The organism is Candidatus Methanoplasma cognatum, from assembly GCA_009777615.1.
GTDB classification, from domain to species: Archaea; Thermoplasmatota; Thermoplasmata; order Methanomassiliicoccales; family Methanomethylophilaceae; genus Methanoplasma; species Methanoplasma cognatum.
This window is the reverse complement of record WRLM01000003.1, coordinates 89,786-115,476: the sequence shown is the minus strand read 5'-3', so window position 1 is coordinate 115,476 and position 25,691 is coordinate 89,786. Positions and strand designations below refer to the sequence as shown.

Here is a 25,691-nt window from a genome sequence, read left to right as displayed (position 1 = left end):
GAAAACGATAATAACGGAAAGCGTTGTCAGGTCTTCACAGGCAGGGGTAGCCAAGCTTGGAAAAGGCGCAGGACTTAGGATCCTGTTCTTAGTGATACAAGGGTTCAAATCCCTTCCCCTGCACCATATCATACTGGCTCACCTTTCTAAACGCTGTTGCGGAACAGCGCGGGTTTTTTCGTCTTCTGACTGCTGGAAATGTGCATCCTGACCTCGACATTTCATGCTCCGAATACTGACCGCCAGGTCATTTAACAGTTGCGTGCCCGGCATGGCTTACACTATCTGAAAGCACCGTTTTCCTTACTTTATGGCGGGTGTGCAAGAGCGTTTCTTACATACGTGTAGTCGGATATCTTTTTTCCATCATGATCGTACATAGCGTAGACAGAAAGAAATCCCTCTGTGATACCATCAACATCTCTAGCAGGGAGATCAGGTCTGAATTTTTTTTAAGTGCATTCTTCAACACTTTTTTCATAGGTTTAGATGCTCCGTCGAATACAGCAAAAATAAAGGAATACCGTCTTTGGCGGCTCGTTCACAGTCTCCTCTTTTCACATTTTATTCGATGTCTTTCATGAAGTCTTGAGAATTTTCTTCAGGACTTTGCGTGCGCTTATAATATTTGGCATCCAGCAGCTCTGAATTTTTGATAAACATTATTTTCTATGTGTTCATAAAATCTTTGAATAACATCTGATTTGTTATGTTTATTCCGTGAGCCCCCGTGTTTCAAACCTATCATCGAGCACTATAGGATATCTGTGTTCATATCTGCCGTGCTTCGCATGATGTTCGGACCCCAGTAGATCATTTATAAGATTTGCAGATAGAGACAGAATCATAGTTAAGGACGGCATTTTGCCATCGTCTATCTTACTTCTTATGCTTTTAAGAGTTTCAGCTACTGAATAATATTCATAATTTTCATACAACTCCAGGGATGCCCTTATTACACCTCTCATGAATGCGACTGGGTCGCCTGGGTTGAATTTTTCTAACAAGCATCAATGTAACCTAGTGCAGTAATCTAAACTTTTCTTAAAGAGAACTGTTTTGTTCGGGATTATATACATGGAACATAGTATAACATAATGATGAAACTGGACATAAAGCTTGAAACCAAAAAAGAGATCATCAGGGAATACAGACTTGATGAGATAATACATGATGATATTATCAAAGCTAATGTTGCTTTCACACTCCAGTATGTACACTTCAATCTTGATCTTTTGAAGACATATGCTTTACAGAAAAGCCTCAGGGCTATGACCTGTAAACAGCTGCTTATAAACACTTTTTCAGTATTGGAAGGAATAATGTTCGGTGCCGCTCTGACCTTCCAGATGCAATGCAATGAGATAGAGACGTGCAGGGATCCTTGTGAACTCTATTTAAGGAAAGATATGACAGATTTCATCCGGTTCGATGAAATAAGGTCATACCTCAGAAGAATCGGGGCACTGGATTTTTCTGAGCAAGGTAAGCACTTCATCGTAGCTGCAAAGGACCTACGTAACAACATCCACATCGGGAAAACACTTGAGGTCGAAAGCGAGAATATGGATTACAGCGTGGAGTTCATAGACGAATCTTTGAGTACCATAAGAGAGGTTTCAAACGCCTTGGCGAATTTCATCGAAAACCATGATGATGAAAATCAGCAGTACTGCTTGGCAGGACGGTTCCGGAGACAAACCAAACAACAAATGGGTTGAAAAACGCCTAGATGAGTCGAACCAAAAAGATATCGGGGACAAACATATGAGATTCAAATCGATAGAAATCAAAAATTTCCGCAATTTTGATAACATAAAAGTGGACATAGGCAATAAGAACGTTTTCTTCGGTATGAATGATATCGGAAAGACGAATTTTCTTTATGCCCTTCGTTGTCTTTTCGACAGAAACATGCGCAAGTTCGATTTAACGGAATCTGATTTTCACAAAAGGAATATCGAGACAAAAATAGAGATTACTGCCTGCATCGACATTAAGGATGCCGATTCCCCCGATACAGAAAAGCTGAGAGCGAAAATGAAAGATGCCATATGCAGCTCTGACGCCGAGGTATTCATCAGATTTACCGCTTCGTACAACAATCAAATGAACTGTGCTGAAATTTCTATGCAGTGGGGCGGCGATGCCGAGAAGTTAAAGGATATACGCTCAAATAACAACGGATACTTTGACATTGACAGCGTGTTCAACGTAATTTACATCAATTCTTATATCGACCTCCAAGATCTGTTTAAGAAAAACATACGCACACTAATCAAAAACAAAGAAAGCGAAGAAGAAAAGGACAGCTTGACAGAAAACAACATAAAGACAAAAGTCAAGGAAATCAATCAAGAGATCTCGAAACTATCCGGAATTCAAGAATTTCAGAACAAACTTACGCCGTCATACCGTAAAATGAGAGATGAGGATGTCTCGATCGGAATAAAGTCCACTTTTGCCATCAACCATCTTTACTCTGACATCGTTCCTTTCATTCAACAAGATAACGATGATAATGAATATCCGACCGCAGGGGAAGGCCGCAAGAAGCTTCTGGCATATTCGATATACAATCTTTTGTCTGAAGAAACTGCCGAAAAGAAAATAAATCTGTTTTTAATTGAAGAACCTGAAACGCACATACACAGATCAATGCAATCCGCATTATCGCATTTCCTTTTCAACAGCGAAGCAAACGACAACAAACTAAACTATCTGTTTATCTCCACTCACTCACCGTTTATACTTAGCGAAATGGATGATTTGCATCTGATCCGTCTGTATAACCCGAACAAAATAACCGCCTCAAGCGAATCATATGTTGTTCCCGATGTCTGGAAAACCGCAAAAAAGAAACTCAACCGTGCGTTGTCCGAATCAATATTTGCGGATTCGGTGTTGCTGGTAGAAGGTGAGTCCGAGTGTGTATTATTCGAACGAGTGCTAACTGAGATTGATCCGTATTATGAATCAAAAGGCGTGCATGTATTAAGCGTGGAAGGAGTAGGATTCGAAAAATACATTGACGTTTTGTCTGCGCTGAACATTCGATATTTTATAAAAACCGACAATGACATTACAAAAATACAAAACAGTGATCCCGCCCTATACAGACAATCAGGATTCGAAAGAATCAACCATCTTGTGAAATATATCGGCGGCTCTTCTGCATCAGAATCTTTGAACGCGAGATCGGATTTATCAGTCGGTGAGAGCAAACCTCCGCAAGCAAGAACTTATTACGATAACGAAAAAACCGCTCTCGATTCAATTCGCGTAAAATATGCGCTGTTTTTATCTCATTGTAATCTGGAAGAAGATCTACTGGAATGCTTAGGAGAAGAACGTTTCTGCGAATTATTGAAAAAAGGCACCGCAGAAGAGGCCATTAAACTTCTGAAGTCTTCAAAACAGCAGAATATGGTCGAATTAGCAAGCAAATTGTCTGATGATGATTGTATGAAAATTTATAAACACTATAATTTCGCTTCTTTAAGGGCGGTACGCAATGAAACCAATTGATGCGGAATTATCGCTTCAGCAATTAGATATTGTTACCAATACTTCAGGGAATATAGTTGTAAGCGCCAGTGCCGGTACGGGAAAGACACGAACCATGATTGCCAAAATAATGCAAGATTTGTCAGAAAACAGAACACATAAAGTGATTGCGGCCATTACTTTTACAAGAAAAGCCACACAGGAAATTCGCGACAGGCTCACGTTCGACTCATCACAATGCTTCATCGGAACAAATAATAATTTCGCTACTGATGAAGTTATAAAACCATTTATGAAAGATGTCTATGGCGAAAGTTTTGACATTGAGATGGATACAGACTATGCCAATAAAAATCGTGAACTAAAAGATTTCGATGAAGGCGTGAAAAGCATAGAAGAATACCACACAATATATTCATATAAAAACGTCAAGAAAAACTTCGTTTTCGATTTAGCATTGGATATTCTGAAAAAATCAGTTGCTTGCCGCCTTTATTTACAAGCAAAGTACTGCGCCATTTATATAGACGAATATCAGGATTGTGATATTGATATGCACAATTTCCTCATGCATATCTCCGATGATCTGAAGATTAAGACATTCATAGTGGGCGATGATAAACAGTCTATATTTCAATGGAAGGGAGCCTACCCCGAAGTGTTCAAATCCATTTTTGTAAAAGAAAATTTCACGCATAAAAAATTAACAATGAATCATCGATCAGATAAGCAGATTCAAGATTATTCAAACCTTATATTCGAGGAGACACACCCGCTTGTTGTCAATCCGCAAAACTGTGGAAACATAATATGGATCAAGGCGACCTACGACAACTGGGCAGGCAAAGTTATTTCTTTACTGGATTCCGAGAAGACTTCGGCATTACTTAGGCATACGAATACTAACGCAAAGACAGGTGCGGATCTATTAACAAAAGAAGGTTTAGAACATATTTTCATACCAAAAATTCCGATAGAAAATATTACAACAAATACGGCATGGATCTACTATGCCATTGCAAGCTTTGTATTATTGGACACATATTCTGCATACAACTTCTTAAACGATATCCCTGTGGAAAGCGATGCGTTCAGAGTTAAAGAAATTAAAAAAATCCTCAATGATATAAAACAAAACGCTGAGAGTGCGAATCAGAACGCGTTCAACCAATCAGTAAATATGCTTTCTGGTTATCTTGGTTATACAACTCCTAAAGAACATATTGATGAACTATATAAAACCGTCACGGACAAAAAATTTGCGGTTGCACTGAACCCCGAAAGGCCCAGGCACTGCGCACTCACTATACACACATCAAAAGGATTGGAGTTTGAACAGGTTATCATTTTTATTGAAGACTTTGCTCACAACAGGGAACTGAAAGAAGAACACAGTAAAAATCACTATGTCGCTTGCACTCGCGCCGAGTCAAAGCTAATTATTGTCGATACAAATATAGCTGGTGCCCGCACTGCACAGAACAGGCTTTTAGAAATGTTTTATAAGGCTGGCATAGATCCAGATAAACTGATTTCAATGCAATAATCTTAATTCAGAAACGAGAGTACTTTGTCTGCACGCTCCGAAACAGATTTCTTTATCTCTTTGCCCCAGAATCCTGGCCTCGACAGCAGTGCAGTTGAATAAGGGGGTCCCAGCAATGGGGCCTCCTTATTCGATTAAAAAATCATCGAGTTGACGAATCCACGATTGGGTAAAAACAAGATCATAATGAGTAATTACGATAGGGCCTACAGCATTTTCTGGTTTTGCCAGTCGGAAAATTGCAACGAAACCCCCTCTCCTGCACCTATGCATACCGACTCGCCCGTCAGATCCTGAATAGATCCTCAAGGCTGACCAGCGTCAGCCTGTCTTCTTTCTCCGCCTCTTTTTTTAACCCCGCCGTGAATCCTGATCTTGAGAATATGTAATAGTGGATATCGCGGTCCGCGAACAGGGCCGCCTTCCCCCTCAGTTCTTTGTAGATATCCACGCCGGTTTCCCTGTTCTGCCATTTGCATTCGCCGATGATGATGTCGTTCTCCGTAGTGGATGTTGCGACGATATCTATCTCCGTCTCTTTCTTCGTTACCGGGTTGCCGCCCCACCATTTACCAATCCTGTCGAACGGGAACGGCGCCTTGTTTACGCGGCCGAGGCGCAGCAGGTATTGTTTACAGATATCTTCGAAGGCGGGCCCCATGAAGTCCGGTATGAACGGCTCCACTTTCGTTGTGTATATGTCTCCGAATTCACACTCTATTAGTGTCACTGCCTTAGGTACGAAACGATACCAGAACCTATACATGCTGTCCTTCACAGTATATATGCCGTTCCTGTCGTTCCGGGCGAGCGTTGACACTTCTCTGCTAAGTATTCCGAGATCGATGAGATTCTTAATGTAGGTGGCGACCTTGCTGTCTTTTTCGCCCACTTTTCCGGCAATGACGCTCAATTTTGTCGCGCCGTTCGCGATTGCCGCGATTATGGCATTATAAACTGCCGGCTCACGCAGTTCCTGCTTAAGCAGGTTGTGCGGCTCCTCATAAAGGAATCCGTCCTTGGTAAAGAATGCTCGGGCAATGCCCGCCTTAACTGTTTTTGCTTCGGATATGACGTTAAGGTACTTCGGAATACCGTTAGTCACGGCATATCCGAGGAGTTTATCTTCCAAACTGGCATCGCAGAAGAATTCCGCACCGTCATAGTAGTCAAGCGGCTTTATGCGGTACTGCGCCGTTCTCCGCCCGTACAGGGGACTCTGATAGCCGAGCACCTGATATTCCATGAATGACATGGACGAGCCGCAGAGGATGAGCATCATTTCTGTCTTCAGAAGAACAAGGTCTATGTATCTCTGAAGCTGAGAGGATATCGGCGGATATGCCTTTGCCAAGTATGGGTATTCGTCAATGAAGATTATCAGCTTCTCACTTTTGGCCTGACCAACGATAAAATCAAATGCGGTTTCCCAGGAACGGAAAGTTCCCAGAAAGGACATCTCCGGATATGCGGAGAACACGCTTTGCGAAAAGTTCTCTAGATTTACTAAATTAGTATCTTCTGTGGCGGTGAACCTTATCGCTTTTTTATCCCCCCGAGTTATGAATTCGTTAATGAGACTTGTTTTCCCGACCCGGCGCCTTCCGTACACGACGGCGAAGGTGAACTCGTCGCGTTTATACAGCTCTTCAAGCGATTTTAATTCGTGTATTCTGCCCCCGTCGAAGAATCTTTCCATACTGGCCACCACTCCTTATTCATGATTTACTCAATCACGATTGACTTAATTGTAAATGAATTATTTATTGTTTATGTTTTTCTATGTGAAAGCATATTCGAAAAAAGACGCGCGGCAGAGGTAAAGGAGTTAGTTCGCAAAATTACCCCGTTAAATGTGTCCTCTCTGAAGTGTGCCGCGACTTATCAAAGCCGAAAGAAAGATAAACGAACAAGGGGCCTTTGAGGTGTACCGCATCAGGTATGCCGATATGGCCGCTTTGTTGTCAGAAAGTGATGAAATGAGAAGGAAGGACAGAGAAATAAAGGACAGGGAGGAGTTGGAGAAGATCCTACTCCTTTGCAAGACATGTCATGTGGCCATGGTGGACGGCAGTCTGCCTTATGTGGTGCCGTTAAGCTTCGGCTACAGGTTCGTGAACGATAACGTATTGGAATTGTTCTTCCACAGCGCATATGAAGGAAGGAAGATCGAGATTCTCAAAAAGAACAACATGGTCTGCTTCGAAATGTCGAACGAAGGGGAGCCTCTTTTTGCGGATGCACCTTGCAATTCCGGTTATTATTTCTCAAGCATCATCGGGAACGGGAGGGTGGCCTTCATTGAGAATGCGGAAGAAAAATGTGAAGCACTGTCCTTTATGTTCAGGCATCAGTCGGGTAAGGATGCGGTCTTCACTGCGGAACAGGCCGAGACCGTCTGCGTATACAAGATAGTCTCGGCTGATTTCACAGGAAAGAAGAAACCGAGGCCGGGCACGTAAGCTTTCGGCTTCGTATCGCCCCTCACCACCATATTATATGAGCGGGCAACGGTGACCTTTCACCCGATCGCCACATCTAATGTGTAACATTCGATGGCATTATTCAAGCGGTCCGTTCTGTATCTCTTTGTAAACAAAACATGGCTTAAGATGATCGTTTACCATGCCGACAGACTGCATGAACGAATAAATGATAGTCGAACCTACGAATTTGAATCCCATTTTCTTCAGATCCTTGCTTATCTTGTCAGATATGGGCGTGGTTAACGGCATATCCTCAAATTTTTCCCAATGGCCGACAATAGGCTTGTTGTCAACATAAGCCCATATGAACTTGTCAAAACTCCCGTGCTTGGCGATAATCTCGAGGAACAGCTTGGCGTTGATCACTGCGGCGTTGATCTTCGAACGGTTTCTGATAATGCCCGCATTCGTCATAAGTTCTGCAATTTTCGCATCGCCGTATAGAGCGACCTTATAAGGGTCAAACCCGTCGAAGGCTTCTCTGTATGCCTCTCTCTTTTTCAATACAGTTTCCCATGAAAGCCCCGCCTGCGCACCTTCTAAGATCAGCATTTCAAACAGTTTATTGTCGTCATGCACGGGCCGCCCCCATTCTTTGTCGTGATAATCCGCATACTGCGGCGTGTTTCCGAAACATCTGAATCTTTCGCTCATTTTTATTCTCCTTTTGAAAAGTCATATCCCGTCCGAAACCTGTAGATCGCTTTAAGCCGTTCGAGTATTTCAAAGACAACGGTACACACATCTGCGTGTTCGATAACGCCGTACAAACTTGACAGCCTACCGGGGCGGTCTGTGTATGGGAACCCGGCGCAGACATCGGGCTTGCAGTCAAGGTTTTGTTCTTTGAGCCTTTCCGCTTTAGCTTTTATTTCGTTCGGCTCGATCATTTTCCGGCCTCTCTATGAAATCCGATATCAGCGGGAACAGTTTATCCGAATGTACTACGTAGCTGGCATGATCCTCTTTCGGGACGACTATCAGGCGGCTGTCCCGTATCCTGCCGGCGACATGTTCGGCATGAGAGACGGGGACAATATCCTTTTCCGCCACGGTGATCAGGACGGGCACGTCTATTCTTTCCAGTTCCTTATCTGTTATGTTGGGTTCTTCCAGCATAAGTTTCAGCAAAGGATCCCTTTTGAAAAGGTTCTGCAGACGTATCATCAGGCGGAAAGACGTCTTAAGGTCCCGGGGAGTAAGGTTCACGCCGCTGGCGATGAGACCGGACAGCATCCCCGGATATTTTGCCGCAAGCATCAGCCCGACGATCCCTCCGTCGCTGAACCCGTAAAGGATCGGCCTCACTATATCGAGTTCCCGAATGAACGCGGCGACATCCTCCTCCATATCCGAATAGTGGAATGAATCAACTTTTTCACTTTGCCCGTGCCCGCGTGTGTCGACCAGGAACACTTTGCGGTCCTTTTTCAGTTTTTCCGTAAGGCGGTCGAATATCCTGTGGTCTTCGCCGTTGCCGTGCAGCAGTATTACTGGCGGGCCGTCACCCTCTGTTTCGTAATATATCGTGACGCCGTTGGCAAGGGCCTTCATGCGCCCTTCTATTGTTCTTAGGTTCATATTCTTTGCGCGGGGCCGCCGAACCAAGGGCCTTGTCGCGACGGGGCCCATTCAATGACAGCACATAGAAATTTTTATCACAATAAGGATAAAATATCCTAATATGGTTAAATATCATGTAGACATTTTTTGCCTGGACGTGGTTGTTTGAATACCAAAATCATAGCAGTAATAATCATAGCAGTCCTTGTTGTAGCAGGGGTCGGAGTGTACTTCTTCCTCCAAGACAAAGACAAAGAGATCAATATCATTGCCGGAGTCAACACAGAAGGTTCCGGCATTTATATTGATAAAAAGTATAATGTAGGCGATATGTTCGACGCCAGCAGCCAACCGATACCGTCGGGCTGGGAAGGGAAGGTGTTCGGAACGCCCGGAATATCAACGATACAGCATGTACAGCTTCTCACGATCGTAGAAGGCATGGGCATGAGCTTCGCGGCGTATACCGTGGGGGGAAATAATTCTGCCCCTAATACTGTGTATTTCATCTCAAACATATCCAACGCAGGGCTGGCCCTCGGAAACGATGTCATCGACGGAGGTTCGCTGTGGCAGCCCCAGTATCAGAAGATAGTAGACGACGGAACAACAAGGTTTAAAGAACTGGCGCTTACCAACGACCTGTTCCCAGGACACGCTTGCTGTGTCATTGCCGGGTTCCACGGATACACCTCTACTCATGAGAATGAGACCGTCAGGTTCTTGGCCGCATATGTCAAGGCCGTCAATTGGGTAAACGGTGCGCTCAACAACAAAACGAGCGAGGACTATGCTCGGCTGGTCAGCATTGCGAAGGATGTAGCTGGTCCGAATTTCACAGAGGATGAGATAAAAGAAGCTATGGAGACCGTTACGTACACCTATGGCGAGAACAGCGGCACGCCCCTCGCATATCTGAAAAACGAGATTCCATCCTTAGCAGAGAACTTGGTCGAACTGGGCGCCACAAACAAAACACTCAAGAACCTTGGGTTTGAAAACGGCGATGAGTTCGCAGACAAGTTCATAGATGAAAGCTTCCTCGGAAAAGCGCTTCAGTTATTGGCAAGCGGAGAGACCTTTGAGGGATCCGCGAGCCTGAAAGTGGCCGTCATTGCCGGAGACATACACCAGATAGCAGTCCATGTGGCAAAGGAACTCGGGTTCTTTGAAGACTACGGGCTCAATGTCTCGTTCTCTCCCGCAACGAACGGGCCGGGGGTCGCGACAGCCATACAGAACGGCGAGGCATCGTTCGGTCTGCTGGGAGCGCCGCCCATTACGATAACTGTTATAAACGGAGAACTCGTGAAGGCTTAATGCGATGAGTCAGATCTTAGGAATAAAATACGACGAGAATAACAAGTATCATAGGTTCGCAAGGACCGTACTGATAGCTGTTATCTCGTTGTCCATTTTCATTTTTACATGGTGGGCGATCTCAGTAATCACAAAAAGCACCGCCATCCCAACCCCTTTGGAAACTTGGAATGCTTTGGTCGATCTGTATCTGAACGGTGACAGGATGACCAAAATAAGTTTAGGAGGATACATATCGTCCAGTTTGTCCACTTTCATCAAGGGATTCCTTCTGGCGTTTGCTGTGGCGGTGCCATTGGGGCTGATCCTCGGCTACTCCAAGGTCCTGAGGGATTTTGCAAGCCCCGTCATCGAGATACTCAGGCCGATAGCCCCCATAGCATGGGCTCCGATATTCATGCTTTCGTTAGGTTATTCGATCGGGCCCGTTTTAGTGGTGTTTGTCGGTATCTTCTTCCCGCTTTTGACAAACGTCATCTTCGGGGTGAGAAAAATAGATCCCAACTGGATAGATGCATCCAAGACGCTGGGCGCATCGCAGATACAAGTATTCTACAAAGTGATGATGCCTTCCGCCGTCCCGTATGTCATGAACGGCGTCAAGGTCGGGCTGGGGATCGGGTGGATGTGTATCGTCGCGGCGGAGTTATACGCTACGCCTCTCGGAGGCATAGGATTCTATCTTGCCGAGCAAGCGGCAGCGGGATACTGGCCGGGCGCCTACGCCGCGCTGGTGATAATCGCGGTATTGGGGCTGCTGACGATAGGCGTAGCGGATTATATCCACAGGTTGCTGTCAAAGAGGATGGGGATAGAAGTATGAATGACGAACAAGGAACGGAACAAACACCGCAGGAATACGCAGCACCTCCGGATACCCATATTGTTATCAGCGGCCTGAGGAAGGTTTTCAAAAGGGATGAAGTGGAAACAGTCGCCCTGGAGGACTTTTCTCTCGATATCAAAAAAGGAGAGCTGATAACCCTTGTCGGACCGTCGGGATGCGGCAAGACCACGATCCTCAGGCTTATAGCCGGCCTCATACAGCCCACATCGGGAGAGATACGGATAAGCGGAAGGCCGTGTACCGCCCCCGGAGCGGACAGAGGGATGGTGTTCCAGGACTTTGCGCTGTTCCCCTGGAGGTCGGTGAGGAAGAATGTGGAGTTCGGTCTTGAAGTAGCCGGTGTTCCTAAAGAAGAGCGAAGAGAGAGGGCGGAGAAGTACATCAAACTCGCAGGCCTGGAGAAGTTCATCGACGCCCGTGTCCACGAACTTTCCGGAGGTATGAAACAGCGCGTGGGCATCGCCAGAGCGCTGGTGGGACATCCTGATGTGATCCTCATGGACGAACCGTTCGGCGCTTTGGATGCCCAGACCAGGAACATTATGCAGGTGCAGCTCCTTAATATCCTTGAAAAGACAGACCAAACGATAATTTTTGTCACTCATTCTGTCGATGAGGCGGTGTTCCTCTCCGACAGGATAGTGGTGCTTACGAAACGTCCCGCGAGCATAAAGGAGATCATAGACATCCCCTGGCCGCGCCCCAGGGACCGCGCATGTCTGGAATTCACCGCCCTCCGGAAAAAGATACTGACCGAGCTGGAAAAAGAGAACGTTATGAACGATTAAAAAAGAGGGGTCGCCCCCTCTATGATAGTTTCAGCTGTCGAGTTTCAGAAGGTCGTACTTATACACTTTTTCCGGACATGAGAACTGGCATCTGTAACACGCAGTTCCCAGGCAGTTCTTTGTTTTAACAACGATCTGCTTGTCATCGGTGACGGTAAGAGCCCTCTCCGGACACTCTTTCTCACACTTCTTGCATCCGGTACATCCCGGCATGTGCGCCTTCAGCTCGGTGCCTATGTCATGGATTATGCGGAGGCCGCCGGCACCCAGATCCGGTATGTCACGGGCCACCATGCGGAAGACCTCAGGCACACCTTTGACCTTAGGCAGAGGCTGTATGTCCATCATCTCGTTGTATGTGTTGTACATATCCATGCTCATCCCCTCATCCCAGTATGCGAGTTCCATAACATAGATCTGCTCGAATATCGGGTCGGACGCGAACATCACGTGGTTCGCCCTGATGCCGTCCGCTATCCCCTGAAGCTCGTCAAGGAGCTCCGGGTTCCTGAGGATGTCCGTAGCCATCGCGAGGGACGTGTTGCCGTACTGGTATATCTTGTTGCAGGACGGGGGCAGGAGGCCCACCTCCCTGGCCTTGACGGCATCCACATACGTTCCCGATGCGCCCGCCATATACATGGTCTGCATCTCGTCGAACTTTATCCCGGCTTTCTCAAGGAGCGTGAAGTGTCCCGCCCTCATGGCGCCGATGGCCTTGCAAGCCTCAGAGATGTCGTGCGAGTCGATGTATACTCCGTCCTGGAAGACCATTTTCTCGCCGTCGGTGGTGAGCTTTCCTCTTTTCCAGAGGCCGCCTCCCAAAGCCGCTGCGACAGCGGCGACGACGCCGGTCCCGGTGATACCTTTCGCCTTGCCGTGCATCGGCCCCTCGGAGGTGACCATGTTCAGGTTGAAGTCGACCATGTCCCCCGGCTGCGGCATTATGTTCTCATCAAGCACGAGGCATCTCCACTGGGTGTCATATTCCAGATCGCTGATGGCCCCAGGGCCGGCAAGCATACCGTATTTTATGGACTGTCCTTCCATCGCAGGTCCGGCGGCGGCGGAACCTGTGTATATGTCATCGCCGACCTTCAGTGCCATCTCCGCATTCGTTCCGTAGTCTGTGACGAGACAGTTATCCTTCTGCTCCAGGAATCCGCTCTTGTACATCATGGCAAGCGCGTCCGCGCCGATCTCGTGTCTGATAGAGGGCGGAACGCACAGCTCGCAGCCGTCGGGCACGTCAAGGCCCACATCCACGGCGGAGAACACTCCGGCGTTCCTGTCGAGGACCTTGATGCCTCTCGCTTTGTGGGCGTTCTCTCCCGCAAAAGCAAGGTCCTCCACGCCTATGCCCTGGAACAGCGAAAGCTGTATGGGGTTCCCGCAGATTGAGACTCTTTCGACCTTCTTCAGGTCGACGTCGAGGGTCTTTATCACTTTGTTGACAGTGTCCATGACGATCCTGTGTGCGATATCCGTTCCTATGTTGATGCAGAATGTCAGGTGGTCCATTATGTTGGCACCCGGCAGCGGGTGGCATTCCGTTACAGACGTGGATAGTATCTTCCCGTCGGAAAGGTCCACGCTGTGCGCCCTGGTTCCGCTGGTACCCATGTCCAGCGATATACCGTATCTCATTTTTTCCTCCTCCTTATTTTATCCCAGAAAGAGCCTTTTTCGGCCCTTTCGGCCTCTTCCTTTCTGCGGTCCTCACATGCTTCGCAGTGGCAGACCTCATCCTTCTCATCATGGTGATGATGATCGTGATGTTCATGACCATGATCATGGTGATGACCGTGATCGTGGCCGTGTTCGTGATGATGGTGCTCATGATCGCAGCTTTGCCCCTCCAGGTGGTAGTCCAGACCGGTATCCTCAAGGGCATCCATCATTGCGTGTTCCAATTCATGGGGGTCCACGTCAAGTACGGCGGACATGAAGTTGAAGTTGACCTCTTTCTGGGGGGGCAGCGTGCCGTGCTGTTCGACCCCGTTGCCCACATCCGTCAGGTTGAAAGTTATCCCCCTTCCTTCTGAGTTGTAGACGGCGGCCTTTATGTGCCCAAGCAGGGAGCCGGACTCTTTCTCCACCCATTTACCTGTGGCAAGCAGCGCGTTGGACATGCGGGCAGCGGCATCCGCGTTGAAACCGTGTATGTGTCCTTTCAGGCCGACGGCGACGCCGCCCGCTTCCTCGATCGACGTCCTTTCCGTATCCGCTTTCTCGTCCTCACACTCGCGGCAGTGGCAGTCCTTGTCGTGTTTATGTTCGCTCATTGCATCATCTCGTAGACCTTGTCCATATTCTCCCCCGTTTTGGTGGACACAGGGATCATCGGCTTATCCGGATACTCACCCTTCAGCCATTTGATGGCCGATTCCATCTTCTCAGGCGTGGCGAGGTCGCTTTTGTTGATCAGGATGAAGTCCGCGGCGAACATCTGTCTTTTGAAGAATTCCTCCTTTTTCTTGATCAGATCGTCGAACCTTTGTATGTCTGCTATTCCGATGATGTACATTTCGTCGGGATTGATCATTGAAATATGGACCAGATCCTTTACTTTATGAGGCAGCGCTAGCCCCGTGGGCTCTATTATTATTATGTCAGGGTCAATATCTCTTTTTATGTTTTTTAGGGCGGTCTGCAGCGTGCCGGAAAGGGAACAGCATATGCATCCGTCCGGCAGCTCTATGGCGTCGTAGCCCTCCGCTTTCAGAGTGGCGCCGTCGACTCCGATCTCGCCGGATTCGTTCACTAATATGGCTACTTTAGCGCCCTTCTTACTGTACATTGAAGCTAGCTTCATCAAAAGCGTCGTTTTCCCGCTTCCGAGGAATCCGCCTAAAATGTAAACATACATATGATTAAGGGGAACAGTCAGGATGATATATTAGTCTTTCAATGGAATTTTTGAACGTCCCTATTTCGGCGCGCGGTGTATCTTTAAAATACAAGTTGGAGCATATATCCATTATGTCGTGCGGTGTCCCCAGGATCGTAATTGCAGGCACCCACAGCGGAGCTGGGAAATCAACTATAACCATGGGGTTGCTGATGGCTCTGAAGAAAAGAGGGCTGAACCCTCAATCCTTCAAGACCGGCCCGGATTATCTTGACCCCATGCACCACACAATGGTCCTCGGTAAAGAATGCAGGAACCTGGACACCTGGATGTTCAAAGACGAGGCCGAAAGACTTTTCGTAAAAGGTTCGGAAGGGTCGGGAATATCTGTAATAGAGGGGGTCATGGGGCTGTACGACGGCATAGACGGCACAAGCGAAGAAGGCTCGACCGCCCATCTGTCAAAGATAGTCAAGGCCCCCGTCATCCTCGTGATCGACGCAAAGTCAATGGCCAGAAGCGCCGGCGCGATAGCTCTCGGCTTCAAAGAATATGATGCGGACGTAAATTTAGCGGGAGTGATCTTCAACAGAGTGGGAAGCGAGAAACACCTGAGGATATTGGAACGTTCGCTCAAAGACATACCCTGCCTCGGAGGAGTGCTCAGGGATGAATGCATGGCATTGGAAAGCAGACATCTCGGTCTTATCCCCGCCGCGGAGAACTATGACCGCGGTAAGTATGAAAAAATAATGGAGCATGTGGAAAGCTGCGTGGACATCGACAGACTTGTGGAGATAGCGGGAACCGCCCCCTCCTTCACAAGAAAATATGATCCTCCCTCCAAGAAAAAGAGCAAGGTGCGCATAGGTGTGGCGAAGGACCGCGCCTTTAACTTCTATTATATTCATAATATAGAAGCTATGATCGAGGCCGGCGCCGAGATAGTGCCCTTCTCTCCTATCGACGGCGACCTCCCCGACGTCAGCGGCCTGTACTTCGGCGGAGGCTACCCGGAGATATTCTCCGAAAAGTTAGAAAAGAACGAGAAGGTGAGGTCAGCCGTGAAAAAGGCATCAGAGGACGGCATGCCGATATACGCTGAGTGCGGCGGTCTGATGTACCTCTCCAAGCACATATGCCTAACGGAAGGCGGAAGACATGAGATGTGCGGGGTTCTGGAAGCGGAATCCAAAATGAACGACAGAAGAAGATCGCTGGGGTATGTGGAAATGACCTCCAATGCCGACACTATCCTATGTGAAAAGGGGTGGACCGTCAGAGGGCATGAGTTCCACTATTCGGCCATCTCTCCTGCCGGGCACAGGGAATATGCATTCGACCTTACAAGGGGGAACGGGATCGAGGATGGCAAAGACGGTATGATGGCAGGAAACACCATCGCAGGGTATACGCACATCCATTTCGCATCCAACCCGAAAATCCCGGGGAGATTTGTTGACAGCTGTTACGATTACTTCAGAAGATGAGATCATAATTACGTTTCGACCTTGGCCGGATGTCAACTTTACCTCAAAAAAACAAACATTTTTTACGAAATACGTAGAACAATATAGCTTTCTCAAGGCGCGACATATCTACTTTTTTCGTTCACAGTATATAAGCATTGTGTTACCATTTATATCGAATGGATATAACATCCATCCTTGATACAGGTTATATAGTGTTCGACTTATTCTACCATTAGTGTCGGTCGAGAAATCGGCTAACACATAAACAAGGAGGAAAAACTTATGGTTAGTCACAAAGGAGTAGACTATGCAAAGATCCTCACAAGGTATGACATCAAAGCACAGAACGAGGCTTCCCCGGAAGCTATCGCCGCCAAGATGCTGCCTAAGGATCCGGTGCTTAAAAAGGTCGCAGAGACCGTTGTTTGGATGAAATTCAAGGACGTAGGCCCTGCCACCACTGAGGCGCTGAAAACAAAAGACCCGCTCGTCATCATAAACGACGGACTTGTAATCGGAATGGAAGTTGTTGCAAAGCTGTATGCAGACCACATCTACTATCTCCCCGAGATCATGATGGCCGCAAAGACCATGGAGATCGGAATCGCAATCGCCGAGAAACAGATCAAAGGCGGAAGGGAGACGAAAGGACTGGTTGTCATGCATGTTGCAGAGGGAGACCCCCACGACATCGGAAAGAACATCGCCAAGGTCATGCTGACCTCGTCCGGATACTCAGTTATCGACATGGGCAAGGACGTCGATGTGAAAGACGTGGTCGCAGAGGTAATCAAATCCAAACCCATGATGGTTACTGGAACGGCACTCATGACGACGACGATGACAGCGTTCCCCAGGGCTGCTGAGCAGCTCGTCGCGAAGGGAATAAACCTGCCCTTCATGTCCGCAGGCGGCGCAGTGAACAGAGACTTCTCCGAGTCATTCGACCTCGGAATATACTCTGAGAAAGCCCCGCAGACCCCGCCGATAGCCGACAAAGTCAAAGCCGGCTACGACTGGAGAAAGATCAGGGCAAACTGGGACGACATCGTTGGAGGTGTGTAAACATGGCAGCAACAAGATTCACAAAAATGGCATACTCGAGTGCTGATGAGGTTGTATTCGGAACCGCGAAATCCCCCGTATCCTACGGATGCGGAATAAAAGTGGGCGCCGGAAGGGTAATACCCGAGCTCAACTACGGACCGAGGCCCGGATCTGAGAAAGACCCGGCAAGACTGAAGAAAGAGTACGTTGACTACATCTCGAAAGACGCACTGAACAGAGCCATCACGCTCGGATTCCCGGACCTGCAGCTCGAGACAGAGTGGATTTCCCAGATGGGTAACCCCAAATTCGCGGCCCCCGTTGTCGAGGGACAGCGCGAGATCACCAGGAAGTTCAACGAGGAGTACGGCATCTGCACTGCAGTAAGGCAGACCCTGCCTGACCAGCGTGAGGCAGAGGAAGGACTCCGCCCCGGCGCGAAGGGAAAACACCTCTACCCTGAGGCACTCTTCGGATGCTGCGACGTTGCTTGCGAGAACGGAGCCGACCTCATCTCATGCGAGACGATGGGCGGAAAAGAGCTCGCTGACCACGCAGTCACGACCGGAGACGCAGTAGCGTTCCTTTATGGTGTAGGATACCTCGGCTCCATCGACATGGAGTTCGTATGGTCTGAGTTCGTCAACACCGCGAAGAAGAACAAAGTGGTTTGCGGCGGAGACACCAACTGTTCCGGTGCGAACACATCGATGTTCATGGCCGGCGGCATGCTCGACCAGGATGTCCAGAAGACCTTCTCGACCGTAACAAGGGCAATATCGGCGGCCAGGACAATGGTTGCAATGGAGTGCGGCGCATCCGGACCCGACAAGGACTGCGGATACGAGGGACCCATAATAAAGACCATCACCGGAAGGCCTGCAGCCCAAGAGGGAAAGAACTGCCAGTGCGCACACGCTGACCTGCAGGGCAACCTGATGGCTCAGATCTGCGACGTTTGGTCGAACGAGTCCGTTGAGTACCACCCCGAATTCGGTGGATCGTCAGTCCAGTGCTGGCTCGGATCACTCGGCTACGAAGTGGCCCTGATGAACTGCGCTATCGCAACCGGAAACGAGAAGACCCTGAGGGACCTGTACATGATCACCGACCGCACAAGAGGCCCCGAGGGCTACATGCTCGCCTTCGACAACGCCTACAAGGTCGGAGAGGCAATTGCGAAAGAGGGTAACAACATCTACCTCCGCGCAAAGGCAGCAGGACTTACCGCAGCCAAGCTCGTAAAGGCCGGATTCGAGAGCAAAGAACTTCCGCTCACCGTAAAGCAGAAAGAGACCATCGACGTCATCATAAAAGACTTCGAGGCACTCCCCGCTGAGGAAGCCAAGTTCTTCGAGTACTGCGACAAGAAGTACGCCGACGTTCCGAACTACACCAAGAAGAACTACGGCCTCTAAGCCTGCGGTTACTCTTGATGAGTTTAAACTTTTTCCAAATTCCCTTTTTTTATTATATTCTCTGCATTACCTGCGGGTATCCTTCGATCTGCTGTACAATAGGAGATACGGCTTCTGCGCTTTCCCGCAAAGACGCCGCCGTTCTTATTCGTAACCGAGCCCGCGTTTTGTGAAGGGACAGCTTGATATGCACAGCCCGCAGACGGTCTCGTCGATACCCAGCGTCGCCCTTGCGCGGGCATGTCCGGCGGAATAGCAGGCACGGGCATTAAAGAACTCATCTCTGTCTGTGCCGGTCATCCACGATCCGCCCAGGACAGCTTTCCCGGGGCATGCGTCGGCACAGCATGCGCAGTCCGTACCGCAGCGGGACTTCGTTACAGGCGTTCCGCATTCAAGCTCGGCGCTCGTCAGTACGACACCCAGCCGCAATGCCGAACCGACCTCCTCCGTGACGAACAATGCGCATTTACCGATCCAGCCGATCCCCGCCAGTGTACCTACTGTCTTGTGGGGCAGGTTCGTGCGGTGATCTTCGTCCGCCACGACTGTTGAGGAGACCCGGATACAGGCTTTGTATCCCCTTCCGATCAAAAGATCCGCGATCATGGCGGCAAGTTCCGGCAGGCGTTTATTTATGGATCTCAGCTCCGCATGGTATCTTTGCGGCGACCCGCCCTTATTTTCAGACATGGCCTCTTTTGTATATGATAAAGCGAACACGATCCCAAAATCAAAATTTTGACGCACTTCCTTTGACAGACACCGCAGGTCGGCGAAACCAATTATGTTCACCCCCTCGCGCTTCGATAAAATGGTGATCTCGTTGTTCAGACTCATTGTTTCCGCCGCCGGATACTGCTCCAAGATGTGCCGCCTGGTTTCTTTGTTTTCAGTATATGATTCAGACATAAATCCTTGCTTACCGCAAACAGTTGATTTGTTCTGTTTATCCGGGTTTCTGCAACATGTCAAAAAAGAAAGGGCGGGAGCCCCTTTTAACAAAACTAAAAACCGTTTGATTCAAGCCAGTATATCCGTGCTGTTCTTCGTATCAGAGAACGCTCTCAGCAGCAGTATGCACACAAGAGACGCTATGCTTGTTATCGCACACGCTATGAAGACCAGAGTGTAGTCGCCGTCTGAAACAAGCGTTTTTGACAACACCTGAGCTACCAGCGCCGACGCACCGAAACCAAGCATTACAAGACCATAGTTGCTACCCATGTTCTTTGTGCCGAAGTTATCGGATGTCACCGTGGCGTATATCCCGGCCGCACCGCCGAAACCAAAAGCGATCAGACCCATGCACGCAACGTACAGGAGATTCTCAGCAAATATCACAAGCGTGACGCCGGCTAAGGTAAGCGCGAATATCAGGAGCAAGCCGGACATCCTTCCTATGTTGTCGGATATCCAGGTGATCGCTATCCTTCCTGACGCGCTGCATACTCCCACTATCATAACTGTCATGACCGCAAGGTCGCCGAGGCCTCTTTCGGTTCCGAGGTCTTTGAACAGCGGGTTCAGTACAAAGAACGCGGACAGGATAAAGAAGAGGGAGAGAGTTATCAGGTAGAATGATCTGGTTTTCAGCATTTCTTTTGTAGTGTATTGCTTCTGGCTGCAGGCGGAAGGCGCTTTCGGTATGACGTAACCATCCGGAGGGTTCCCGATCAAAAGTGACGCGGGGACACAGATAAGCAGGAAAGCGGCACCAAATACAAGGAATGTGGAGGACACGCCTAAGCTTGGCAGGAGGACCTTATCGGCCAAAGGTCCGAATATCACTAAAGAGAACCCGAACGCTCCGACCATCAGGCCGGTAGCGAAGCCGCGTCTGTCGAAGAACCACTTCTGTATAGGGGATACCGTACAGGTGTAGACAGTGCCCACCCCGAACCCGCCTATTATTCCGTATGTCAGGTAGATCAGATATGAGTGGTCCGAGTTCACCAGTGACGATGCTAGTATCCCTGAAGACATTATCAGGCTTCCGATCACGGCCATCTTTTTAGGCCCTATCTTATCCATTATGCGTCCGCCGATAAGAATGCCGGCTACGAATGCCACAAGCATGAACGTTGCGGTCAGAGCCGATGCGTTCCTGTCGCCGCCGAACAGGAGTTCCGCAACTGGCGCGTTGTATATGCTCCACATGTAAAGCGTTCCGGCACAGAATTGTATCGCTATACCGGCGAGTAGTACTATGTATCTTTTTTTGTTGATTTCAATATGACCTTTATCTTCCATGAGCCTTTCCGAAAAGACACATGGGCAAATAATATATGAATATTTGTACATTAATGCACAATAATATACATTAATGAAAAAATTAAAGAAGGCTTTTCAGCCTTTTGGAATAGTGTTTGTTATATCGGCGGTCTCTGCAAGCTCTGCCGTGGCTATCCTGTCGGCCTTTGCGATCCTGTCTCTGATCTCCGATTCTTTCGGTATGGGGCCGAGGATGTCATCCACGTCACCGAACACCTTTTCCATGTCCTTCATCGTGGATACGGGCCTATCCGGCACGTTCACCGCACTGCCTACGTATTCAGATATACCTTCCATGAGCCTTGTGACCTCCATGGGGAAGAATATCTTGGACGACTCGCCTTGGCCGACGACCTTCAGCGTTTCCATGGAAAGCACTGAAAGTGCCTTGGAATCCAGCGCGGCTGCACCTACGGACATTATCCTCAGTTTTTGAGCCTCTCCCTGGCTTTCGAGTATCAAAGCAACCTTCTTGCCTTCCGCTTCAAGCACCATGGACTGCTGCAGGCCTTCGGCCTCCAGTATCCTTGACTTCTTCTTGCCTTCAGCTTCCAGAATGGCGGCCCTCTTGAGACCATCGGCCTGAAGGATGGCCGCACGTCTTCTCCTCTCGGCGGACGTCTGCTCCTCCATTGAGTCCTTGACCTTTCTTGCCGGGTCTACCTCTCTTATCTCCACGCTCTCTACCTTAACTCCCCACTTGTCGGTGTTCTCGTCGAGTATGTCCCTGAGCTGCGTGTTGATCTTTTCTCTGTTAGAAAGGATCTCATCCAGCTCCATCTCTCCGACGATCGACCTCAGCGTGGTCTGCGCGAGATTCATTGTAGCGAACCTGTAATCCACAATCTCAAAAAACGCATTGCGGGGATCCGTGACTTTGATATAGACGATGGCATCAACGCCCACCGGGGAGTTGTCTTTGGTAATGACCTCCTGCCTCGGAACGTCCAACACTTGGGTACGCAGATCGATCTTCACTACAACGTTGATCAAAGGAGTAACGAAGTTCAATCCCTGATTGAGGATCCTTATGAACTTCCCGAGCCTCATGTACACTCCCTGCTCATACGGCTGAACGATCTTCACTCCGCTCATCATTATGGCAATGAGGGCTGCGGCAATAACTATAACCAATCCATAGAACCAATCTTCCATTATTATCACCAATGGGATATAGAGAGAAGAATATAAAAAATAAGTTATCGGCTCAGAGGTCTTTTTGCCTGACTTTCACATGAACGCCTTCCGCGGCGTACACAACGACCTCTGCCCCGGTTTTGATCACGTTGTCAGACGTCGCACTCCAGCTGTCGGAACCTATCCTGACCTTGCCTTTGAGGTTTCCCGGCTTTACGTCGGTCATCACCACTCCTTCCCGCCCTATCAGAGAATCGACGACGGTCGTGGTAGGAGGTTCGGGCCTGGCCAGCATCTGGTATAATTTTATGGTGCCCACCGTTACCACTACTGTGACGATGATGACCGATGCAACGAGGAGATACCATGTGTCGAAGAAACCGCCGACGAAGTAGCCCAGTACGCCCACCACGACAAGGACCGCTCCAGGTACAACTGCAAAGAATCCCGGCGTCAGAGCCTCTATTATCAGCAGAATCAGGCCGGCTATCATAAGGATTATTGCTATCGTTGTTGCATCCATACGGAGGGGTATGTATTATAAGGCTATAAAAATTGTTGAAAAATTTTAGCTCTGCTTGGCTTACGGGCCGTCGGCGTACTGCATGTACTTGATATTATGTCACCGAACCGCCGAGGCCGCCGCCTCCTTACATCCTGCTCAGAAGCAGTTTGGCGAGGGGTTCGTTGTTCCGCTCGACAGCAAGATCCAAAGCCGTTTTCCTTGAGTTGTTCACGGCGTTCGGGTCCGCGCCGAACTCAAGGAGCATGTCGCAGAAGGTACGCGCAGCCGATTTGTCAAAGTAGCGCGAGGCATAATGCAGCGCAGTGTCGCCGTTCTTATCGGCCGCGGATACGTCGGCTCCTCTCTCAAGAAGATACGTCTGTATGTTCTCCATGATCTTGAAATCCCTGGAGCTTGCGTGCATCAATGCGGTCTCGCCGAATCTGTTGGCTTTGTTCACGTCGAAATCATGCTTCAGCACTTCGTTAAGGACCTCGCGTTTCATGTTGTAGCCCCTGAACTCAACGCCCATAGGAGCTTTGCAGGCCAGTATCAGCACGGTGTTCCCCTCGTCATCCGCTGATCGGTCAAGGTCATGCCCGGCGCCGATAACGGCTTTGAGTATATTGGAAACGCATTTCTCCTTGTAAACGCTGTCATTAAGCGATGACGCAAGGTCGGGATGAGGCAGATAGTACAGCGCCGTCCGGCCCTTCCCGTCCTTGTACACGGGGTCGGCCCCGCATGAGAGCAACGCGTCGACCGCTTTATCTTTGAGAAAAGCGATAGCTATCGCCAAAGGAGTACACCCTCCGAACTGGTCCTCTCTCCCGTCTTTCAGACCATTAAGGTCTGCACCCGCCGCCGCTATGGCTCTGATCGCTTCCTCGTCGCCCTTCTGGGCGGCCTGGTGCAGAGTCATGCCGCCGGCCGCTATGGCCGAATCGTCGCCGTCATCAGACAATGTGCCGGATAGATAAGCCGCGATCTTTTTAGCGTCGCTTTGGACGGCGACATCCAGCGCCGATATGCCGTAGTTGTTCTTATGGTCTTTATCCACGCCGCCGTCCGCGAAGGCCTTGACCGTGCGGAAATAGTCTTCCACAAGCCGCACTGCATTGTCGTATTCCCTCTGCGCCCTATCGGGGTCGGTGAACTCACTGCTTCTCAGATGATCATATATCTTCTCGTCGGACGCGCCGGACTCTTTCATACGCTTTGTCGTCTCCTCGCATTCTTTCAAAACACGATCGAGCCTTTTCTTCTCCGAATCTATCCTGCCTATGGCGCTTCTTACGTACTGGCAGGCGAGGTGCAGGCCCGTGTTTCCGTTCCTGTCTGATAAGTTGAGCTTGACACCACGTTCCGCCAGTTTTTCGACCATCTCGGCGATCCCTCTGCGCGCCGCAAAGTGATAGCATGTCATTCCCTCGTTCTCATCCCTTTTCAGGGCGCTGACCTTATTGTCAAGCAGGAATGCCGTCGTCTCCGCGACCGCACCGGGCGGTATGTCTTCGAAGCGCCCTTCTTTGCGTATGGCGAGACGATGGAGCAATGTGTATCCGTAGTTCTCGGTCACCATGGGGGACACCCCCGCGTCGAACAGCAGCTTCAGCGCTTTGGCGTGTGCGCAGTCCGACGCAAAGAAGGCAAGCGCATTCATTCTGGCCTCGTTGCCTCTGACCTCCTCGATCGCCTGGACATATGCCGGCAATGCCGCATCATATCCTTTGTCTCGGTATATCCTCTGGATGCTGTATTGGTCCACCTTCTCACACTCCGGTCCGCCAGAGGTGCTTGTCTCCTGACATGAAATGACATCGGGTCTGCACCTCACCGTTCAATATGTTCGTGCTAAAGCTCATATTATCTTCTCTGCGAATGGTAAGATGTCGAGAACAATATCTTTACTTTTCCTTTGTTACAAAGTGAGAGTAAGAGTGGACAGGGCGAGATTCGAACTCGCGGCCTCTACCTTGCGAAGGTAGCAATCTACCGGGCTGATTTACCTGCCCATATGGGTACATGCTCATTGTCGCAATAGATATAAATCTTTCACACAGGACAGAGGAGCAATGAAGGGAACGAAAGCCTCCTGCGTATGCCCGCTAAACCGTCAGGGCGGCAGGACGTTCAGTACCCGAGGTCGCTGAGTACCTGTGCCGCACTGATGACAGCACCTCTGCACACAGTCCCGAAAAGATCCTCATCAATGGCTTTAGCTCTTCCCTCGGGTGTGAAAATATCACATCCCAGAAGGCCGCGGCAGGTTACTTCGCCGTGCTTTTCTCTGAATCTCTCAATGAACTCTTCCGTTCTCAGGTTGCATGTGTCCTTCGAGTTACCGTATTTTAAGCCTATGACCATTATCGCTCCGGAGACCGCTCCGCAGATCTCGGCGCATCTGGATCCGCTGTTCAATCCGCACGCGATCTTGAAGGCGGTTTCCTTATCCATCCCGTATCTCTCACAAAAAGCACCCAATATCGCCTGGGAGCAGTACATCCCGTTTCCAAAGAGCTCGGATGCTTTCTCGACGTTATCGCTCATTCCCGTTACCTCCTGACATTATGCTGCCCGCCTGCGTTCACAAAATGTTCCCTCCGAACAGATCTCAGGCGTCATTAAAGACACCGCATCCGTGTCTTATAAAATCTTTCAATGAATGATTTGGCAAGCCGTCTGCGGGCCTCTGCATCTTTCATTGCAGTGTTATGTCAGATCCCGAACCGAACGCCCGCATCAATCGTCGATATTCTCGTCTTTCACATATTGTATGCCCCAGCCCATGGCCGCCGCCAAGGGTATGAACATAAGATATGCCCAGCTGGGATTCAGGGTGTATGTCAATGCAAATATCGCTACGCCGACGGCGGCGCCGATGATAGCGCCGTATTTCATGTTGGTTTTCTTTCTCTCTGATACCATGT

General features: G+C 49.1%; 25 protein-coding genes and 2 tRNA genes. 11 read left to right on the top strand and 16 right to left on the bottom strand.

Annotation, left to right across the window (positions count from 1 at the left end; all coding sequences use genetic code 11):
- The first annotated feature begins 40 nt into the window (after nt 1-40).
- Nucleotides 41-126 (top strand) — tRNA-Leu (locus FWG96_04880).
- Between the two features lie 587 nt (nt 127-713).
- Here the strand turns inward: FWG96_04880 and FWG96_04875 are convergent.
- Nucleotides 714-1,007, bottom strand: a complete 294-nt coding sequence (locus FWG96_04875; protein MCL2032581.1) for a hypothetical protein — start codon at nt 1,005-1,007, stop codon at nt 714-716.
- A gap of 90 nt (nt 1,008-1,097) precedes the next feature.
- On the opposite strand from FWG96_04875, the gene FWG96_04870 reads away from it, so the two are divergent.
- Genes FWG96_04870 through FWG96_04860 form a run of 3 tightly spaced genes read left to right on the top strand, consistent with a single transcriptional unit; the run spans nt 1,098 to nt 5,053 of the window.
- Nucleotides 1,098-1,721: a hypothetical protein gene (locus tag FWG96_04870; protein ID MCL2032580.1), complete on the top strand. Its 624-nt coding sequence runs from the start codon at nt 1,098-1,100 to the stop codon at nt 1,719-1,721.
- The gene (locus FWG96_04865) at nt 1,651-3,528 is read left to right on the top strand and encodes an AAA family ATPase (protein ID MCL2032579.1); all 1,878 of its coding nucleotides are present in this window, start codon (nt 1,651-1,653) and stop codon (nt 3,526-3,528) included. Before FWG96_04870 ends, FWG96_04865 begins: the two co-directional genes overlap by 71 nt.
- On the top strand, nt 3,515-5,053 hold the full coding sequence (locus FWG96_04860; protein ID MCL2032578.1) for an ATP-dependent helicase: 1,539 nt from the start codon (nt 3,515-3,517) through the stop codon (nt 5,051-5,053). Before FWG96_04865 ends, FWG96_04860 begins: the two co-directional genes overlap by 14 nt.
- Before the next feature lie 286 nt (nt 5,054-5,339).
- On the opposite strand, the gene FWG96_04855 is transcribed toward FWG96_04860, so the two are convergent.
- Nucleotides 5,340-6,752: an ATP-binding protein gene (locus tag FWG96_04855; protein MCL2032577.1), complete on the bottom strand. Its 1,413-nt coding sequence runs from the start codon at nt 6,750-6,752 to the stop codon at nt 5,340-5,342.
- A 280-nt stretch (nt 6,753-7,032) separates the two neighbouring features.
- Between FWG96_04855 and FWG96_04850 the strand changes: the two genes are divergently transcribed.
- The gene (locus FWG96_04850; protein ID MCL2032576.1) at nt 7,033-7,515 is read left to right on the top strand and encodes a pyridoxamine 5'-phosphate oxidase family protein; all 483 of its coding nucleotides are present in this window, start codon (nt 7,033-7,035) and stop codon (nt 7,513-7,515) included.
- Between the two features lie 99 nt (nt 7,516-7,614).
- Here the strand turns inward: FWG96_04850 and FWG96_04845 are convergent, their stop codons facing one another.
- The 3 genes from FWG96_04845 to FWG96_04835 are packed head-to-tail and all read right to left on the bottom strand — an operon-like array spanning nt 7,615 to nt 9,120.
- Nucleotides 7,615-8,193, bottom strand: coding sequence for a DNA-3-methyladenine glycosylase I (locus FWG96_04845; GenBank protein MCL2032575.1), 579 nt, complete (start codon nt 8,191-8,193; stop codon nt 7,615-7,617).
- A gap of 2 nt (nt 8,194-8,195) precedes the next feature.
- Nucleotides 8,196-8,429, bottom strand: coding sequence for a hypothetical protein (locus FWG96_04840; GenBank protein ID MCL2032574.1), 234 nt, complete (start codon nt 8,427-8,429; stop codon nt 8,196-8,198).
- Nucleotides 8,401-9,120 (bottom strand): alpha/beta hydrolase, encoded by a 720-nt coding sequence (locus FWG96_04835; protein ID MCL2032573.1) that lies wholly within the window; start codon nt 9,118-9,120, stop codon nt 8,401-8,403. The genes FWG96_04840 and FWG96_04835 overlap by 29 nt, the downstream gene beginning before the upstream one ends.
- A gap of 147 nt (nt 9,121-9,267) precedes the next feature.
- Here FWG96_04835 and FWG96_04830 point away from each other — a divergent pair, with 147 nt between their 5' ends.
- Genes FWG96_04830 through FWG96_04820 form a run of 3 tightly spaced genes read left to right on the top strand, consistent with a single transcriptional unit; the run spans nt 9,268 to nt 12,057 of the window.
- Nucleotides 9,268-10,422 (top strand): ABC transporter substrate-binding protein, encoded by a 1,155-nt coding sequence (locus tag FWG96_04830; protein MCL2032572.1) that lies wholly within the window; start codon nt 9,268-9,270, stop codon nt 10,420-10,422.
- A gap of 4 nt (nt 10,423-10,426) precedes the next feature.
- Nucleotides 10,427-11,245: an ABC transporter permease gene (locus FWG96_04825; GenBank protein MCL2032571.1), complete on the top strand. Its 819-nt coding sequence runs from the start codon at nt 10,427-10,429 to the stop codon at nt 11,243-11,245.
- Complete coding sequence (locus FWG96_04820; GenBank protein ID MCL2032570.1) at nt 11,242-12,057, top strand: ABC transporter ATP-binding protein; 816 nt, start codon at nt 11,242-11,244, stop codon at nt 12,055-12,057. Before FWG96_04825 ends, FWG96_04820 begins: the two co-directional genes overlap by 4 nt.
- 30 nt (nt 12,058-12,087) lie before the next feature.
- Here FWG96_04820 and FWG96_04815 read toward each other — a convergent pair whose 3' ends face one another.
- Genes FWG96_04815 through FWG96_04805 form a run of 3 tightly spaced genes read right to left on the bottom strand, consistent with a single transcriptional unit; the run spans nt 12,088 to nt 14,926 of the window.
- Nucleotides 12,088-13,704, bottom strand: a complete 1,617-nt coding sequence (locus tag FWG96_04815; protein MCL2032569.1) for a methylamine methyltransferase corrinoid protein reductive activase — start codon at nt 13,702-13,704, stop codon at nt 12,088-12,090.
- Complete coding sequence (locus FWG96_04810) at nt 13,701-14,342, bottom strand: hydrogenase nickel incorporation protein HypA (GenBank protein ID MCL2032568.1); 642 nt, start codon at nt 14,340-14,342, stop codon at nt 13,701-13,703. The genes FWG96_04815 and FWG96_04810 overlap by 4 nt, the downstream gene beginning before the upstream one ends.
- Nucleotides 14,339-14,926 carry a GTPase gene (locus FWG96_04805; protein MCL2032567.1) on the bottom strand — a complete coding sequence of 196 codons (588 nt, stop codon included), beginning with the start codon at nt 14,924-14,926 and terminating at the stop codon, nt 14,339-14,341. Before FWG96_04805 ends, FWG96_04810 begins: the two co-directional genes overlap by 4 nt.
- A gap of 113 nt (nt 14,927-15,039) precedes the next feature.
- On the opposite strand from FWG96_04805, the gene cobB reads away from it, so the two are divergent.
- The 3 genes from cobB to FWG96_04790 all read left to right on the top strand — a co-directional run bounded on the left by cobB (nt 15,040) and on the right by FWG96_04790 (nt 18,845).
- Nucleotides 15,040-16,398: a hydrogenobyrinic acid a,c-diamide synthase (glutamine-hydrolyzing) gene (cobB, locus tag FWG96_04800; protein MCL2032566.1), complete on the top strand. Its 1,359-nt coding sequence runs from the start codon at nt 15,040-15,042 to the stop codon at nt 16,396-16,398.
- A gap of 264 nt (nt 16,399-16,662) precedes the next feature.
- Nucleotides 16,663-17,445, top strand: coding sequence for a cobalamin-dependent protein (locus FWG96_04795; GenBank protein ID MCL2032565.1), 783 nt, complete (start codon nt 16,663-16,665; stop codon nt 17,443-17,445).
- A 2-nt stretch (nt 17,446-17,447) separates the two neighbouring features.
- Entirely contained in the window at nt 17,448-18,845 is a 1,398-nt protein-coding gene (locus FWG96_04790; GenBank protein ID MCL2032564.1) for a methanol--corrinoid methyltransferase, read from the top strand.
- Nucleotides 18,846-18,989: 144 nt separating this feature from the next.
- Here FWG96_04790 and FWG96_04785 read toward each other — a convergent pair whose 3' ends face one another.
- From FWG96_04785 to FWG96_04750, 8 genes are all read right to left on the bottom strand, one after another.
- Nucleotides 18,990-19,712: a hypothetical protein gene (locus FWG96_04785; protein MCL2032563.1), complete on the bottom strand. Its 723-nt coding sequence runs from the start codon at nt 19,710-19,712 to the stop codon at nt 18,990-18,992.
- A 156-nt stretch (nt 19,713-19,868) separates the two neighbouring features.
- Complete coding sequence (locus FWG96_04780; GenBank protein ID MCL2032562.1) at nt 19,869-21,098, bottom strand: OFA family MFS transporter; 1,230 nt, start codon at nt 21,096-21,098, stop codon at nt 19,869-19,871.
- Between the two features lie 96 nt (nt 21,099-21,194).
- Nucleotides 21,195-22,274, bottom strand: coding sequence for an SPFH domain-containing protein (locus FWG96_04775; GenBank protein ID MCL2032561.1), 1,080 nt, complete (start codon nt 22,272-22,274; stop codon nt 21,195-21,197).
- 52 nt (nt 22,275-22,326) lie between these two features.
- A complete protein-coding gene (locus FWG96_04770; protein MCL2032560.1) occupies nt 22,327-22,779 on the bottom strand; it encodes an NfeD family protein in 453 nt (150 codons plus the stop codon).
- 127 nt (nt 22,780-22,906) lie between these two features.
- Nucleotides 22,907-24,598 carry an ankyrin repeat domain-containing protein gene (locus FWG96_04765; GenBank protein ID MCL2032559.1) on the bottom strand — a complete coding sequence of 564 codons (1,692 nt, stop codon included), beginning with the start codon at nt 24,596-24,598 and terminating at the stop codon, nt 22,907-22,909.
- A 104-nt stretch (nt 24,599-24,702) separates the two neighbouring features.
- Nucleotides 24,703-24,776, bottom strand: a tRNA-Ala gene (locus tag FWG96_04760).
- Nucleotides 24,777-24,894: 118 nt separating this feature from the next.
- Nucleotides 24,895-25,311 carry a C-GCAxxG-C-C family protein gene (locus tag FWG96_04755; GenBank protein ID MCL2032558.1) on the bottom strand — a complete coding sequence of 139 codons (417 nt, stop codon included), beginning with the start codon at nt 25,309-25,311 and terminating at the stop codon, nt 24,895-24,897.
- 192 nt (nt 25,312-25,503) lie between these two features.
- The gene (locus FWG96_04750; protein MCL2032557.1) at nt 25,504-25,689 is read right to left on the bottom strand and encodes a hypothetical protein; all 186 of its coding nucleotides are present in this window, start codon (nt 25,687-25,689) and stop codon (nt 25,504-25,506) included.
- Nucleotides 25,690-25,691: the final 2 nt, after the last annotated feature.

Coding starts and splice junctions, on each gene's coding strand:
- FWG96_04860 (MCL2032578.1), top strand. CDS start 3,515: ATGAAACCAATTGATGCGGAATTATCGCTTCAGCAATTAGATATTGTT.
- FWG96_04755 (MCL2032558.1), bottom strand. CDS start 25,311: ATGAGCGATAACGTCGAGAAAGCATCCGAGCTCTTTGGAAACGGGATG.
- FWG96_04795 (MCL2032565.1), top strand. CDS start 16,663: ATGGTTAGTCACAAAGGAGTAGACTATGCAAAGATCCTCACAAGGTAT.
- FWG96_04850 (MCL2032576.1), top strand. CDS start 7,033: ATGAGAAGGAAGGACAGAGAAATAAAGGACAGGGAGGAGTTGGAGAAG.
- cobB (MCL2032566.1), top strand. CDS start 15,040: ATGTCGTGCGGTGTCCCCAGGATCGTAATTGCAGGCACCCACAGCGGA.
- FWG96_04770 (MCL2032560.1), bottom strand. CDS start 22,779: ATGGATGCAACAACGATAGCAATAATCCTTATGATAGCCGGCCTGATT.
- FWG96_04810 (MCL2032568.1), bottom strand. CDS start 14,342: ATGAGCGAACATAAACACGACAAGGACTGCCACTGCCGCGAGTGTGAG.
- FWG96_04865 (MCL2032579.1), top strand. CDS start 1,651: ATGATGATGAAAATCAGCAGTACTGCTTGGCAGGACGGTTCCGGAGAC.
- FWG96_04820 (MCL2032570.1), top strand. CDS start 11,242: ATGAATGACGAACAAGGAACGGAACAAACACCGCAGGAATACGCAGCA.
- FWG96_04775 (MCL2032561.1), bottom strand. CDS start 22,274: ATGGAAGATTGGTTCTATGGATTGGTTATAGTTATTGCCGCAGCCCTC.
- FWG96_04750 (MCL2032557.1), bottom strand. CDS start 25,689: ATGGTATCAGAGAGAAAGAAAACCAACATGAAATACGGCGCTATCATC.
- FWG96_04825 (MCL2032571.1), top strand. CDS start 10,427: ATGAGTCAGATCTTAGGAATAAAATACGACGAGAATAACAAGTATCAT.
- FWG96_04805 (MCL2032567.1), bottom strand. CDS start 14,926: ATGTATGTTTACATTTTAGGCGGATTCCTCGGAAGCGGGAAAACGACG.
- FWG96_04835 (MCL2032573.1), bottom strand. CDS start 9,120: ATGAACCTAAGAACAATAGAAGGGCGCATGAAGGCCCTTGCCAACGGC.
- FWG96_04815 (MCL2032569.1), bottom strand. CDS start 13,704: ATGAGATACGGTATATCGCTGGACATGGGTACCAGCGGAACCAGGGCG.
- FWG96_04780 (MCL2032562.1), bottom strand. CDS start 21,098: ATGGAAGATAAAGGTCATATTGAAATCAACAAAAAAAGATACATAGTA.
- FWG96_04855 (MCL2032577.1), bottom strand. CDS start 6,752: ATGGAAAGATTCTTCGACGGGGGCAGAATACACGAATTAAAATCGCTT.
- FWG96_04870 (MCL2032580.1), top strand. CDS start 1,098: ATGATGAAACTGGACATAAAGCTTGAAACCAAAAAAGAGATCATCAGG.
- FWG96_04845 (MCL2032575.1), bottom strand. CDS start 8,193: ATGAGCGAAAGATTCAGATGTTTCGGAAACACGCCGCAGTATGCGGAT.
- FWG96_04840 (MCL2032574.1), bottom strand. CDS start 8,429: ATGATCGAGCCGAACGAAATAAAAGCTAAAGCGGAAAGGCTCAAAGAA.
- FWG96_04790 (MCL2032564.1), top strand. CDS start 17,448: ATGGCAGCAACAAGATTCACAAAAATGGCATACTCGAGTGCTGATGAG.